At 32.1% G+C, this 15,039-nt stretch carries 14 protein-coding genes; all 14 read left to right on the top strand.

Features of this window, described 5'->3' with window-relative positions:
• Window positions 1-5: 5 nt before the first annotated feature.
• The 14 genes from ACG3M1_RS20925 to ACG3M1_RS20860 all read left to right on the top strand — a co-directional run bounded on the left by ACG3M1_RS20925 (window position 6) and on the right by ACG3M1_RS20860 (window position 14,849).
• Window positions 6-1,226, top strand: coding sequence for a glycosyltransferase (locus ACG3M1_RS20925; RefSeq protein ID WP_008816495.1), 1,221 nt, complete (start codon window positions 6-8; stop codon window positions 1,224-1,226).
• Window positions 1,223-2,302: a Gfo/Idh/MocA family protein gene (locus ACG3M1_RS20920; RefSeq protein WP_008816494.1), complete on the top strand. Its 1,080-nt coding sequence runs from the start codon at window positions 1,223-1,225 to the stop codon at window positions 2,300-2,302. The genes ACG3M1_RS20925 and ACG3M1_RS20920 overlap by 4 nt, the downstream gene beginning before the upstream one ends.
• Window positions 2,303-2,335: 33 nt before the next feature.
• Window positions 2,336-3,478: a DegT/DnrJ/EryC1/StrS family aminotransferase gene (locus ACG3M1_RS20915; protein ID WP_008816493.1), complete on the top strand. Its 1,143-nt coding sequence runs from the start codon at window positions 2,336-2,338 to the stop codon at window positions 3,476-3,478.
• Window positions 3,471-4,043 carry an acyltransferase gene (locus tag ACG3M1_RS20910; RefSeq protein WP_008816492.1) on the top strand — a complete coding sequence of 191 codons (573 nt, stop codon included), beginning with the start codon at window positions 3,471-3,473 and terminating at the stop codon, window positions 4,041-4,043. Before ACG3M1_RS20915 ends, ACG3M1_RS20910 begins: the two co-directional genes overlap by 8 nt.
• On the top strand, window positions 4,040-5,353 hold the full coding sequence (locus ACG3M1_RS20905) for a nucleotide sugar dehydrogenase (protein WP_008816491.1): 1,314 nt from the start codon (window positions 4,040-4,042) through the stop codon (window positions 5,351-5,353). The genes ACG3M1_RS20910 and ACG3M1_RS20905 overlap by 4 nt, the downstream gene beginning before the upstream one ends.
• A gap of 18 nt (window positions 5,354-5,371) precedes the next feature.
• Window positions 5,372-6,529: a glycosyltransferase gene (locus ACG3M1_RS20900; protein WP_008816490.1), complete on the top strand. Its 1,158-nt coding sequence runs from the start codon at window positions 5,372-5,374 to the stop codon at window positions 6,527-6,529.
• Window positions 6,526-7,629, top strand: a complete 1,104-nt coding sequence (locus ACG3M1_RS20895) for a glycosyltransferase family 4 protein (protein ID WP_008816489.1) — start codon at window positions 6,526-6,528, stop codon at window positions 7,627-7,629. Before ACG3M1_RS20900 ends, ACG3M1_RS20895 begins: the two co-directional genes overlap by 4 nt.
• 47 nt (window positions 7,630-7,676) lie before the next feature.
• Window positions 7,677-8,888 carry an O-antigen ligase family protein gene (locus ACG3M1_RS20890; protein ID WP_008816488.1) on the top strand — a complete coding sequence of 404 codons (1,212 nt, stop codon included), beginning with the start codon at window positions 7,677-7,679 and terminating at the stop codon, window positions 8,886-8,888.
• A 30-nt stretch (window positions 8,889-8,918) separates the two neighbouring features.
• Window positions 8,919-10,184 carry a DUF7033 domain-containing protein gene (locus ACG3M1_RS20885; RefSeq protein WP_008816487.1) on the top strand — a complete coding sequence of 422 codons (1,266 nt, stop codon included), beginning with the start codon at window positions 8,919-8,921 and terminating at the stop codon, window positions 10,182-10,184.
• Entirely contained in the window at window positions 10,181-11,524 is a 1,344-nt protein-coding gene (locus ACG3M1_RS20880; protein WP_008816486.1) for an oligosaccharide flippase family protein, read from the top strand. The genes ACG3M1_RS20885 and ACG3M1_RS20880 overlap by 4 nt, the downstream gene beginning before the upstream one ends.
• Before the next feature lie 65 nt (window positions 11,525-11,589).
• Complete coding sequence (locus ACG3M1_RS20875) at window positions 11,590-12,552, top strand: hypothetical protein (protein ID WP_008816485.1); 963 nt, start codon at window positions 11,590-11,592, stop codon at window positions 12,550-12,552.
• A gap of 112 nt (window positions 12,553-12,664) precedes the next feature.
• Window positions 12,665-12,886 (top strand): hypothetical protein, encoded by a 222-nt coding sequence (locus ACG3M1_RS20870; RefSeq protein ID WP_222859835.1) that lies wholly within the window; start codon window positions 12,665-12,667, stop codon window positions 12,884-12,886.
• A 183-nt stretch (window positions 12,887-13,069) separates the two neighbouring features.
• Window positions 13,070-14,470 (top strand): hypothetical protein, encoded by a 1,401-nt coding sequence (locus tag ACG3M1_RS20865; RefSeq protein ID WP_008816484.1) that lies wholly within the window; start codon window positions 13,070-13,072, stop codon window positions 14,468-14,470.
• Window position 14,471: 1 nt separating this feature from the next.
• Window positions 14,472-14,849 carry a transposase gene (locus ACG3M1_RS20860; protein ID WP_084801248.1) on the top strand — a complete coding sequence of 126 codons (378 nt, stop codon included), beginning with the start codon at window positions 14,472-14,474 and terminating at the stop codon, window positions 14,847-14,849.
• Window positions 14,850-15,039 lie beyond the last annotated feature (190 nt).

Here is a 15,039-nt window from a genome sequence, read left to right as displayed (position 1 = left end):
TTTTTATGAATATTTGGCTGGTTAAAAGTCATGAACCTATTTGGGAGTACGATAAAGAAGAAAGCCTTGGTAGGATGGGAAAACTCACCAAAGCGTTAGTAGGCGCAAATCACGATGTATCTTTATTTACTTCGTCATTTGATCATACGAAAAAAAAATATAAGGTTGATAAAACTTGTAGCATTAACATAAAAGACAACTATCAAGTGAATTTTATTCATTCTAATTCTTATCAAAAGAATATATCGTTACAAAGACTGATGAGTTCTTATAAGGAAAGTCGCAATTTTAAAAAAATAATTTCTGACAGAATTCCTCCAGATGTAATCTTTTGTGCTTATCCGACAATTGATCTAGCTTATGAAGCTGTAAAATATGCAAAAAAAAATAATGTTAAAGTTATTATAGATATCCGTGATTTCTGGCCAGATATATTCGTGGATAGACTTCATGGTATAAAAAAAGCTTTGATTTATCCATATTATTTATTTTCAAATAGAAGGGCAAAGAATATTTTCAACGAAATAACATATTTGACAGGGGTAACTGGTAAAGCAGTAGAATGGGGGGCTTATAAGAGGAGCTCCAAAACTTCAGAACCCATCACTCAACCATTTTATATTGGATGTGAAACAAAAGATGCTTTGGAAATCAATACGTATCGCCGCAATTGTAATCATCCAGAAAAATACTTAACTTTTATTGGAAGTCTAGGAAATAGCTTTAATTATCCATTGATTAAGAAAATTGCGATTGAATTAAAAGGGCTTATGACAATTCGGATTGCTGGAGATGGTCCGCAATTTAATACTGTGAAAGATATGATGAAGGATGTTGAAAATGTTGAATTCATGGGTTGGTGCAATAATCAGCAGATGTCACAGCTGCTCATTGAATCCTTTGCTGTACTCGCCCCTTACAATGATTCTTTCGATTTTAATATGGGAGTTGGAAATAAATTTTGTCAAGGTACTTCCTACTCACTTCCCATGATTGTCACATGTAAAGGGGTTATGAATGAACTTATTCATAACTATGATTGTGGTTTATGCAGTGACAATGAGCAAGATATTAAAGCGTATTTAGAGAATTTACTTAATGATAGATCCGAATATATCAGAGTGTGCAATAATTCCTTCGAAATATATAAGGAATTATTTGATGCTGACAATATTTATAAAGACATTGTATCGTTTATTGAAAAAACAGAGGAGGAAACAAAATGAAGTATGCGTTAATTGGATGTGGGAGAATTTCCCCTAATCACATAGCTGCAGCCAGAGATAATAATCTGGATATCGTTGCGATTTGTGATGTAGTACCGAAGAACATGAACAAATTATTGGCCAAGTTTGAGTTTGATTCATCAGGTATAAAAAAATATACGAATTATCAAGAAATGATCAATCATGAGAGTCCTGATTTGGTTGGCATTGCTACTGAATCAGGTATACATGCAGAGATTGCTTTGTATTGCATTCAGCATAAGGTCAATGTTATTGTTGAAAAACCAATCGCAATGAATATGAAGGACGCGCGTGCGATATGTAAAGCAGCAGAAGAAAATGATGTGGTTGTATGTGCAAATCATCAGAATCGATTCAATAAATCCATCCAGAAGATTCATGAAGCAATTGAGGATAAGCGTTTTGGGAAGTTATTTCATGCAGCAGCGCATGTACGCTGGAATCGTAATAAAGGCTATTATGATCAGGCAAAGTGGCGCGGAACATGGGAAAATGATGGTGGCTGTTTGATGAATCAATGTATCCACAATGCAGATTTGTTGCGCTGGATGATGGGCGATGAAATTGACGAAGTTATGGCCTATACAGATAACTTGAATCATGACTATATTCAGGCAGAAGATCTTGGAATGGCGATTATTAAGTTTAAGAATGGTGCATATGGTTTATTTGAGGGTACGGTAAACGTATATCCTAAAAATTTAGAAGAAACACTCTATATTTTTGGCAGTCAGGGAACAGTAAAAGCTGGTGGCAAATCCGTTAACATCATAGAAGAGTGGGAATTTGCTGATGATAGGGATGATGCAGATAATATCATGAGGGAACATAGCGAAAATCCTGAAAGTGTTTATGGATTTGGTCATACTCCCCTCTATAATAATGTCATAGAAGCAATTGAAACACATACAAAACCGTTAGTTGATGCGGAAGCAGGAACAAGAGCGTTGGAATTGGTATTGGCAATATATGAATCAGCAGCCACTGGCAAAGCAGTAAAACTTCCACTATTAGATGAGGTGGCTTCTATTGATTTCAAAAATAGATTTAATTAAGAAGATTACTCAATGTAAGAAAGAAGGGAAACTATGCAGTTTATTGATTTAAAAGCACAGTACAACCATATTAAAGAAGATATCAACGAGAATATTCAAGTAGTATTAGAATCAAACCAATATATGATGGGGCCTTTTGTCAAGGAACTAGAACAAAAATTAGCCGAATATGTTGGCGTAAAACATTGTGTGACATGTGCAAATGGAACTGATGCTTTGCAACTTGCGCTAATGGCATGGGATATCAAAGCTGGTGATGCTGTCTTTTTACCAAGTTTTACATTTTATGCAACAGCGGAAGTAGTCTCTTTAGTTGGAGCAACACCAATTTTTGTGGATACTAATCCTCGAACATTTAATATTGATACAAAGAAACTGGAAAAAGCGATCATTGAGGTCCAAAAAGAAGGCACACTTGTTCCACGAGTTATTATTCCAGTTGACTTATTCGGACAGCCAGCAGACTTTGAAGCAATTTATGCGTTAGCAAAGAGATACAATCTTCTTATTTTGGAAGATGGTGCACAAGGCTTTGGAGGATCTATAAACGGAAAAAAGGCATGTAGCTTTGGCGATATTGCTACAACGTCTTTCTTTCCAGCAAAACCATTGGGATGCTATGGTGATGGCGGCGCATTATTTACAGATAATGATGCATATTATGATAAATTGAAATCCTTAAGAATCCATGGCAAAGGAAAATTCAAGTATGATAATGTACGTGTTGGTCTGAACTCCAGACTGGATACATTACAAGCAGGGATCTTGTTACCAAAGCTACGTGTTTTTAAAGAATATGAGTTAGATAATCGCAATACTTTTGCACAGATATATTCAAATAGCCTTGAAAATGTTGTAGAAGTACCTTATGTTCCGAAAAATATGATAAGCAGTTGGGCACAGTACACAGTATTGTTGAATTCATCTGAAGAAAGAGAATACTTGCAAAACAAATTGAAAGAGCGAGACATACCAACGATGATCTATTATCCAACACCACTCCATAAGCAAAAGGTTTATGAGGCTTATAACTTTAATTTGTCTGATTTAAATGTGTCTGAAGAAATTAGTCAACGATGTCTGAGTCTACCTATGCACCCCTATTTGGAAGAAAAAAAAATCGGAATTATTTGTGATGAAATAAAAACCGTTGTAAAGGAATATCGACATGGCTGATTATTATGTGCACGAATCTAGCTATATAGATGAAGGATGTCAAATTGGAAATGGAACAAAAATATGGCATTTTTCACATATTATGTCAGACTGCAAAATAGGTGAGGATTGTAATATAGGGCAAAATGTAGTTATATCGCCCAAAGTTGTGCTAGGAAAAAATGTTAAGATTCAAAATAATGTCTCTTTATATGAAGGTGTAATATGCGAAGATGATGTGTTTTTAGGACCAAGTTGCGTTTTTACCAATGTGGTTAATCCAAGAAGCTTCATATCCAGAAAAACTGAATATCGAAAAACAACCTTGCACAAGGGCGCTTCCGTAGGCGCAAATTGTACAATTGTTTGTGGGCACGATATTGGTAGCTATGCTTTCATTGGAGCTGGCAGCGTGGTTACGAAGGATGTACCGGATTATGCTTGTGTAGTTGGAAATCCTGCGAAGCTATTATGTTATGTTTGTGAATGCGGAGAAAAATTAGAGTTTAAACATGGAATTGCAGATTGTAAATGTTGTGGGAAGCATTACCGAAAAATCAATGATAAGGTGAAGGAGAAAATATGAAAACGAAATTATTAAAGAAAATAATTGATAAAGAAATTGTCGTAGGAGTAGTTGGCTTAGGCTATGTCGGATTACCTCTAGCAGTTGAAAAGGCAAAGGCAGGGTTTAAAACAATTGGTTTTGATGTACAAAATGAAAAGGTAGAATGTGTGAACGAAGGGGTAAATTATATTGGAGATGTTGTTGATGCAGATCTAAAAAAGCTAGTTGCAGATAAGACATTATCCGCAACTACGGATTTCAGTTTTATTAAGAATGTAGATTTCATTGCAATTTGTGTGCCAACACCATTGGATGCGCACCAGCAGCCAGATATCAGTTATGTAAAGGCAAGCACGGAGGCAATCTCAAAATACTTAACTAAAGATACAATGGTGGTACTAGAATCATCGACATATCCAGGAACTACAGAAGAATTGGTTAAACCCATATTGGAAAAAGGATCTGGTTTGAAATGCGGAGAAGACTTTTATTTGGGTTTTTCCCCAGAACGGGTAGATCCAGGTAATACGACTTACCATACTAAAAATACACCAAAAGTAGTTGGTGCAATCGGAAAAGATGCTACTGAGGTAATAGCAGCGATGTATCGGGCAGTGCTTGATGGAGATATTCATGAAGTATCTTCACCAGCGGTTGCGGAAATGGAAAAAATACTGGAGAACACTTATCGGAACATCAATATTGGCCTTGTGAATGAGCTTTGTATGTTATGTGAAAAAATGGGCATTTCGGCTTGGGAAGTCATTGATGCGGCCAAGACAAAACCATTTGGTTATCAGGCCTTTTATCCAGGTCCTGGACTAGGTGGGCATTGCATTCCTCTAGATCCTTATTATCTAACATGGAAGGCTAGAGAGTATGGATTCCATACATCTATGATTGAAAATAGTATGATTATCAATGATAAGATGCCAGAGTATTGTGTTGAGCGATGTTATAAAGTGCTAAATAAACAGAAGAAGGCGATGGCTGGTTCAAAGCTATTGGTTCTTGGAGTAGCGTATAAAAACGATATTGATGATTATAGAGAAAGTCCTGCATTGAAGCTAATTGATTTATTGAAAAAAGAAAATGCAGAGGTCGATTTTTTTGATCCATATATTCCTGAATATAGATATTTTGGCAAGACATATAAGGGTATCGAAAAAATAGATCCAATGATTCTAGGTGAATATGATTTGATTGTAATCGCCACAGCACATAAATCGTATGATCTTGAAATGATTCAAAAAAGTTCAAAAGCAATTTTTGATTCAAGAAATGCGATGAAGGATATTGCTGATAAATCGAATATAGAATTGCTATAGTAAGAAGGAAAGATGATTATGAAGAGTCCAAAGAAACGTGTTAAAATGTTATTAGACAATAATTTTCAACCAGATGTAAGAGTCTATAAGGAAGCAAGATTTCTTGTTGAACGTGGTTATGATGTCGAAATAATTGCAATGGATAAAAAAAATGAAAAGTTAGATAAACAGGATGAAGTTATGGATGGTATAAAAGTACATCGTTTATATCCAAGAAGTAAATACGTTACTGGACTTATAAATAAATATAAAATCATTAGTAAATTTAAGATGTTTATATATTTTATCTGGCTGATTAAGTTTGGTTGCCAGACTAAAACATATCTTAAGAAAGATTCTGCATATTGTTACCTTCATTGTCACGATTTGATGATGGCTGCCTTAGCAGCCATCATTCTTAAAGACAAGTTGCTTGTCTTTGATATGCATGAATATTATCTGAAAGGCGATAATAGTAAGCGAGATTGGATGTTGCAAAAAATTTTAACGTATACTCAGAATAAAGCTGCCTATATCATTTACGTGAATAATTTTCAGCTAAAGGGTATTTCAGAAGAAAACAGAAGAAAATGTATCGAGCTACCAAACTATCCTGATATCCATCTCTTTAAGGAAATCGACAAAACAGTTACATCTAAAATCAGAATTGCTTATATCGGAGCAGCAAGAGACTATATGTCATTAAAATTTTTCATTGATGCTAGTTGTAACCCTGATTTTGAATTTCGTATTCATGGGATTGGTAGTAGTTATCAAGAACTAAAAAAATATGCCGAATCAATTGGTAAAAATGAGATTTTAACTGGTACATATGATGGAATAAACGATATTGAAATGTTATATCGTAACACGGATATTTTATATTGCGTTTATCAAACAAAAAGTGCGAACTGGCAATCCGCATATCCCGTAAAGTTTTTTGAAGCAATTCTTACCTGCACTCCGATCATTGTGAATAAGAAAGCGCCTTATGCGAAAATGGTGATTGACAAGAGAATTGGGTTCTGTATTGATGCGGAAGATCCAGAAGCGCTTCCCACTCTTTTAGGTAATATCACGATTGAAACGCTAGCAGAGATGAAAAAGAATCTGTATGATATCAGATTTGACTACACTTGGGACAAAAAGGTATGTAATTTATTGGAAATTTATAAGAATGATGAGGTTGAAGGATGAAGGTAATTCATATATGTTCTTATTATTATGGGTCTAAGCTCTATCAAAATTTATTTTCTAGGTTATCAAAAAAGAATGAAACAATAGTGTTTGCCCCACATTCGTATGCTGCGGATGTTAGCCCTTTTAATCAAGATTATCTCATTAAGGCTGCATGTTTCAAGGCAAGAGATCGTTTGTTTTTTTATAAAAAATATAATAAAGTTTACAAGGCGTTTGCTCAAATGAATCTTGATGCAGACATCTTACATGCGCATACGGTCTTCTCCAATGGGTATATTGCCTATAAGCATTATTTGAAAACTGGAACGCCCTATATTGTAACTGTACGAAATACAGATATAAATACTTTTTTTAAACGTATTATATATTTGCGAAAACTAGGTATCCAAATTCTTAATCATGCTGAAAAAATTGTTTTTTTATCTGAAGCCTATAAAACAAGGTTACTTGATATGTATATTCCAACCAATAAAAAATCTGCAATAGAAGCTAAATCTGTAGTGATACCGAATGGAATTGATGCTTACTGGTTGGCGGATACAAATACGCATATAAAAAGGGATTTAAGGAAATTAAAGCTTGTTTTTGTAGGTGAAGTCAATAAAAATAAAAATGTTAAAACCATTGTAAAACTTATTGAAATGGAATTAAAATCGAAATTTGATGTATCTTTGCAAATTGTTGGTAGATGCAATAATAAAGCATTGTTAAAATTAATTGTGGAGAAGCCATACATCATATATCATGGCAAACAAGACAAAGAATACATTAAAACTCTTTATAAGGATTGCGATATCTTCATTATGCCTTCAATTAGTGAAACTTTTGGTTTGGTTTATGCGGAAGCGATGTCGCAAGGTATTCCAGTAATATATTCAAAAGGAGAAGGTTTTGATCAGCAGTTTCCAGATGGAGTTGTAGGGTATGGAGTAAATTGTTATAGTATTGAACAAATGGCAGAGTGTATAAATAAAATAATGGCTGATTATAATGCCATGTCACAAAGATGTGCTACTCTATCAAAGCGGTATGATTGGGATAAAATTACGGACACATATGAAGATTTATTTTTCAGTATCAAGAATAAAACTGTATAGTGGTAGAAATTTTTGAACCATTAAAGTTGTAAAAAGGAGTAAAAAATATGCGGAAATTAAAGCTTATTTTAAAGAAAATATATCAATTTCATATGGATATGGATATCACACATTTATGGGTAGTTTTGATTTTATTTCCAATATTTCTCGATACGATATCAACTATTCCTTTGATTGTGTATAAAATCACGGATACAGTTCTGTTTTTCATAGAATTGGATGTACTAATTGTACTTTTGGTTAAAAGCTTTTATAAAATCAATAAAAGGCAACTTGTATTCATAGGTCTTTGTGTGATCATATTTCTGTTTAATATTGCTATATTTAAGAACTTTTCATTTTTTATGTCGAATATTCGTAGCCTACTCCTTAATTTGTTTATACCTACATGGATTATGTTGGGCGAAAGTAGGTTGATCAAGAAATCTAAAGACTTTTTTATCAGACTTGAAATGCCACTCTTTGTTTTGATTATAATAAATGGTATTATAAGGATTTATGAGCATGATTTATATAACATATGGTTTGCTTATTATGTGTATACAAATATCGCCATATCTCTATATAAAGCGATTATATATAAGAAAAAGCCGTCCTATTTGATTGCAAGTTTTCTCATCGGCTTTCAACTATTGTCAGGAAGCAGAGCACCTTTGATTTATATATTGTTACTAGCCTTTATTTTAGCTTTTCCTGGCTTGAAAAAGCGGTGGAAAAAACTTAGGAGAAAAATTAAGATTGTACTCCTTTTACCCGCAATTGTAATCATAGCTCTATGCATTAATTATCAAGCGATAGCAAAATCTCTTGATACTGCTTTAATGAAACAGGGAAAAATCGTACGGATTATTCATATAGCTGCAAAAGGTGAATTGTTTACTTCAGCGCGTTCTGATTTGATTTATAAGCCGTTAATAGAAGATATTGAAAATAATATCCTACTTGGAAATGGTGTTGGTGCGGATCGCATTTATTTATGCGAAATTCAAAACAATAAAAAATGTACGGATAACGAAGCAAGAGGAAGTTACTCCCACAATCTTATCCTTGAGATTGTTTATTCTTTTGGTTTATTTGGCATTGCTATGTTACTTGTACTCATTGTGAAGTTTATTTTGAGTAGTAAATATGATAGAAGCTATTTTATTCTAATAGCTTTTATTGGTGTAGTTCCATTGTTGATGAGTTTTTCTTTTTTGAGTTATTTTTATTTTTGGCTCTTTGTTTCAATTCTCTTCAGCAATGAAGTTTTAGATTAACGAAAGAAATAAGAGCAAAGGAGTGTTTACATGGTCTTAACTCATGAAAATATTGTTTCGTACGTAGAATATTTACTCAATTTAAGAACTAAATCAGAAAAGATAAGTATTGTTATAACGGATGATAAGTATTTAATTAAATTAGCTGATAAATCTTATTGTGATGGTAAATTTCCATTATCTGATATCGAACAAATTTTATCCTCATATTCTAGGTTAGATAAAGTAATAACAAATAAAAAGCAGGAAAAATGTTTTGTATTTACTATTTTTTTCTTTATTTCTGGAATGGATGAGTGTTTGGTACAAGAAAAAGATAATAACGGTAGATTTAAGAGTGAAAACAAAATGATCTGTAAATTAGGCGAAGAATTAGTGCCAATTGTAGATATCTGTATAAATACGATATTAGATGAGCTTGATGTTGAGCAAAAAGATTTTTATTTGAATACTCACTTTGCTTTATCTCATGATATAGATAAGCTTAAAGGCACAAAGCGAATTAAGAATATTCTGCACGCCTTTTTTAATCGAAAATTTCATGATGGATTCATGCGAATGGGTGATATTTTCTTTAAAAGAAACAGGAATGGGATCACAGATATATTTGATTTTGAACAAAAAAAAGGATTTCCAAATTTTTGGTTTATTTTAAATACTTATGGAAAAGACATCAATTTTTCTAGTGGATATGATTTTTCGAAAATTGAAAATCAACTTAAAAACGAGTTTGAATTAAATAAAAATAGTATTGGCGTTCATTATGCGACAAATTATATTTCAACAAAAACAGTTGCTAAAAAAGACGAAATTAAAGCTTTTTTACCTTATGGTTATCCTCTCATTGGAAGAGCTCATTATCTAATGTTTGATATCAATGAAAGTTATAAAGTATTTGATAAAGAAGGCATAGCGTTTGATTTCACAGGAGGATTTTATGATAGAATTGGATTTAGGTTTGGTACTGCATTTCCCTTTCCACCATATAACTTTGAAACAGGACAGATATACAATGTTGTTGAAGTACCGCTCTTTATGATGGATGTCGCGATTTGTAAAAAAACAAATGGTGAAATAGGAAATTATACAGACATTAAGAAAGCATTTAAAAGAATACAAGAGATTAGCGATTTATATCATGGATGCTATGTTTTATTATGGCATAATGGTAATACTGCGTACAATGGCTGGAATACAGCCTTTCAGATGTATAAGGATTTCATATCAGAAAGAAAGCCACAAGATTATCTTGATTTAAACACGTTAATAGAAACATTTAATAAGGAGAATCTATGAAATTGAATATAAAATTTAGAAAACATAATTTTTTGAAATCAGAGTTTACTCAGAATATTTTAACGATGATATCTGGGGTATTTCTAGGTCAAGTTATAATTATGTTATCTACACCTATAATCTCTAGGATTTTTCTACCGGAAACTATTGGTGAATATGATTTAATTATATCATCGGGTGCTATTATAATCGTTATACTTGGACTAGGGCTCATGACTGCAATTATGATACCAAAAGAAGACGATGAATCAAATGCAATATGTTATATACTAAAATATAGTTGCATGTTTATCGGACTTATCATATTTGTATTATTATGTTTAATTTCTCCGTGGTTTACTTTATTCTCAGTTAAAAATGGTTATATTTTGAAACTCTTTTTTATGTTTCTTTATATTTTTTCATATATGCTTTCTCAAATTTATTATGCAGCTGCGAATAGAAAGGGTTTATATAGAGCCTTGTTTTTAAATTCATTGACATACTCGATTTTTAATGTTTTGTTTTCCTGTCTTCTAGGTTTTTTAGGATTCGGTGTTTACGGCTATATCAGCGGTACAATTCTGGGTAATATTGCCAGAATGATACAGATACGGTTTTCAGTAAATCCCTTTGCCAAAAAGTATGACTTAAATTATATGAAAGAAGTTTTCACAAAGTATAGACATTTTACAAAATATCAAATGCCTGCGAATTTATTGAATTCAATAACGGTACAGGTTCCATTACAGTTAATTGCGTTCTATTTTGGTGGAACAGCATTGGGGCATTTCTCAATGGCAAATAAAATAATCAATTTACCAAACACATTTATTGCAACACCAGTAAATCGTGTTTATTATCAAACAGCAACAAAAATGTATAATGACAATCAAGATGTGGGGACTTTTTCTTTTAAAATGATCCAAAAAAATATACAATTAGCGATCATTCCAGTGATACTTCTCATGCTATTTGGTGAAGAGTTGTTCAGCTTTTTCCTAGGAAGTAATTGGCATACCGCAGGGATATTCGCATCTACCTTAGTCTTGTCAAGTTTAATGCAGTTCTGCGGTTCCTGCTTATCCAACAATTATATGATTATTAGAAAGCCACAACTCAATTTGTATCTATCACTGTTATCTCTTGTTTTAAACATTAGTATAATCGTGACATGTGGTATAATAGGATTACCAATTGAAAAGATGCTATTTATCTATTCATTAGGTATTTGTTTAAAAGTTTCAATAGATTTAGGTTATTTCTTATATTTAACAAAATTTCCTATCAAAAAATTTCTTGTTTTTGATTGTATATTTATTTTTGTTCCATTATTATTATATCTAATACTTCACGCCTAAGTATATAATATATATTTGTATAAAAACCTACTTAAGACTACTATTAATTCTAGGGAGATGAGATCATGGAATGTTTTTGTTCAATACAGGAACCAACTAGTAAAGAAGCTTATAAAAAACTGTGTCAAATGGAGCCTAATATACCGATTTTTATGCGTGATTGGTATTTGGATTGCACTACTCATGATAATTGGGAAATCATTATAGCTATTGAATCAGATAAGATTATAGCCGTATTCCCCTTTAAATATAGGAGAAAAGGCTCATTTAAATTTATTGAGAATCCTCGTTTGACACCACGTCTAGGTATTTGGTATACTAATGGACTTACTGATAAAAAGAAAAGGAAAATCAATCATGAAATTATTAATACACTTCCCAATTTTGATAGATTCAAAATTGCATTTTCTTATGATTTTACTGATTGGCAAGAATACTATGAAAAGGGATTTCAGCAAACTACAAGATATTCATATTTCGTTGACCGGAGTGAGAAACTACAAGAACTATATGCCAAATTAGATAGGAAAGTTAGATATTGTATCAATAGAGCAAAAAATGAAATAGTAATTCAAGACAATATAGATGTAAATAAATATTTAAAGGCTCAAGATGATTCTTATAGAATAAGGGGAAAAAGAAAGTCATATAGTAATGAATTTGTTTATAATCTTATTAAACAAGTTGAAGCATACGCTGAAGTACGTATTCTTTTTGCATATGATAAAGACCAATTATGTGCAATAAATTGTCAATTTGTTGATGATGATAATAAATGTATATATAATATGTTCACATCATATTTTCCAACGACTAATGCTAATGCACAACTATATTTAATATGGAACAGCATTGAGTGGGCAAATACAAATGGTTATTCTTTTGATTTTGAGGGTAGCATGATTCCAGAAGTTGCTAGTTTTAATAGGAAAATAACAGAAAATAAAAAAATGTATTTTGAAATTTCAAAGACAAGTAGAAGATTTGACTATATCACTCATTTAAAGAATATTATACATTTTAAATAGAGTGTTTAAAGAGTCAGATGTTTACCGTGACTTACTAATATGAAATGATGGTTTTCCTAACGAAGAAAGCGGAGTTTTTCCATGGTGTTAAAATTTAAAAAGTAAATGGCTATTGATATCCATATTTCTATTACTATTGATTTTATCATTTAATTTTCCACTTGTAGGTGATGATTGGGGAAGGGGCCGCGCTCCGCTCAATTCCATTTCTGATTTTTTTAATATGATACAAAGTCAATGGTTATATCTGAATGGTAGAGTAATTGGCAATATAAGCTCTGTTTTATTGATACATACAGATTTTTACGGTCCTTTGTTTTTGCAGTTACTATAACGAGTATTGTATTACTAATCTATAAAATCGTTAAAGAGAAAAAAGAAAACAAGATTGTACTACTACTGTTTACCTGTAATTGTGTTATTTTTATTCCTAAGGAGAAATATATAAGATTCACATAAATATTCACTTTGGGTTAACATTGTATTTGATAGTATGTGGAATTAGGAGGATGGATCAATGACAAAATACATCATTAGGAGAGTAACAATATATATAAAAAATAAATTGATGACATTAGAAAAAAGTGAAAGTGTTCTTTTGATTCTATTGAATAGAGTAAAGAAAAAGGGAATAATGATTTTCTGTATCCTTCTACTAGGTGTCTTATCTTCATGTAAGATTAATCCCCATACGCTTGATAGGGAACAGGATCTAGATGAACTTTGGCAAAAAACAGTAACCCAAACGATGGATAGAGAAATTGATTTATACAACGATGCTGAACTGTTGATTGTTCCTTTATACGCATCTTTTTGCATGAAGGAAGATTCTAAATACCTCGTTCAGTTTAATGCTTATTTTAATGATGTTGAAGATGAAATAACTGACCTTTTGGAAGATAGAGATATCGCAATATTAAATAAGCTTAACTATGTTTACTTTATCAGCAATTATATCTTACTATCCAGTAAAGGAGAAAATAAGGTCTCGCACACTTTAGTGGATAAATGCTATGACTTTATTATGAGCACAGTGGAACTACCGGCATGGAATTGGAATATGGATGATTTTAATAATATGAAAGACCGAATAGCATATAAAATAAGTGAAGCAAAGCCACAATATTCATATCAAAAAGCGATTACAGATGAGGATCTTTTTGTATTGGTGACAGCCAATAATTTGCTTCCTTATTATAAAAATGCAGGTGATATAAAGAAGACAAAAAAGTTGAAAGAATTAGGCGATTTAACGAAACAAGTAATATATAAGAAGTTTGGATATAGTGGCAATCACTATGCATTTCAAAAAGGTGCATGGTCTGATCACAGGGACTATTTATATGCGAATTATACTGATATTGAAGAGAATATGAAACCTTTTTCTAATAAAGAAATAGAGGAAGATATAAGCCATTATTCTAGAATACCCCTTATGCTACAAAACATCGCTTGTGTTACAGAAGATAAGAATTACAAAGCCAATTTGGAAGCGATTCTGAATGTCAACTCCAGTTATTTTCAGAAAGAGATTCTCGTTGATCCTTCTAATGAATCTAGAATTTATAGGTTGAAGAACTATATGAATGGAAGTAATGGTTTATATAGATGGAATTATAGCGGAAGAGGTAAGGACTATGCGCATAAACCTTACTCATTATCAAAGCAGCTATATACTGGAAAATATGTTTTCTTTAGTTCTGATATGCAGGATATTTATAAAAAAATAGTGGGAACATTTCCTCTTGAATTAAATGAGGTCAATGAGATGACTACACTCAAAGAAGTAACTGAAAAGTTAATATGGAATGAATCCTACAGTAATGCATTTCCAGGTATTTTAATGAATGGATATGCAGAGTTGACATGTTTTTTAGCAGGAGAATATAATTTACTAAATCCATTGATAAAACCATAATTTGGATATTATTTTCAATAAAATACTTCCTCTAATAATCATCACTACTCATTCTAGTGCTGGTGGTGATTTAAGGACTAATGATTACAGAGCAATATGGCTAACTTTATCAAGAAGGTATATCAGTCAATCAGGACAACTGGATGGTGATCATTTATCTATCTCAAAGAAGGGAAACAAGCGATTACGATGTCTACTGTATTTGGCGGTCACATGTAATATAAGGCTAAAGAAAGTAAATCCCATCAATCAGTTTTATCAAAAGAAAAGGCAGCAATTGAACCCGTTAAATTCAAAAGCCGCCAAGGTTGCATGTATCGCTAAACTAGCTAAAATCATTTACGGTATGTGCAAGAACAACACTATCTTTCAAAGATAGCCTATTTATATTATACATATTTCTCAGAAAAATGGAAGATTCCATCTTTTTGTCGTAGACAAGTGATCTACTGATAATGAAGTGATATTTTCTGAAATTTAGGCTTGATTTTTATTATCTAATTTTTATGTATGTTATAGCACATCTTTTTCGCTTCTGGTCGTGTGTACTTTTTAGATCGCTTACACTC

It is taken from the genome of Clostridium sp. 10cd* (assembly GCF_044336395.1).
Lineage (GTDB): Bacteria > Bacillota_I > Bacilli_A > Erysipelotrichales > Erysipelotrichaceae > Clostridium_AQ > Clostridium_AQ innocuum.
The sequence above is the reverse complement of the archived record's forward strand: the minus strand, read 5'-3'. Positions and strand labels throughout refer to the sequence as shown.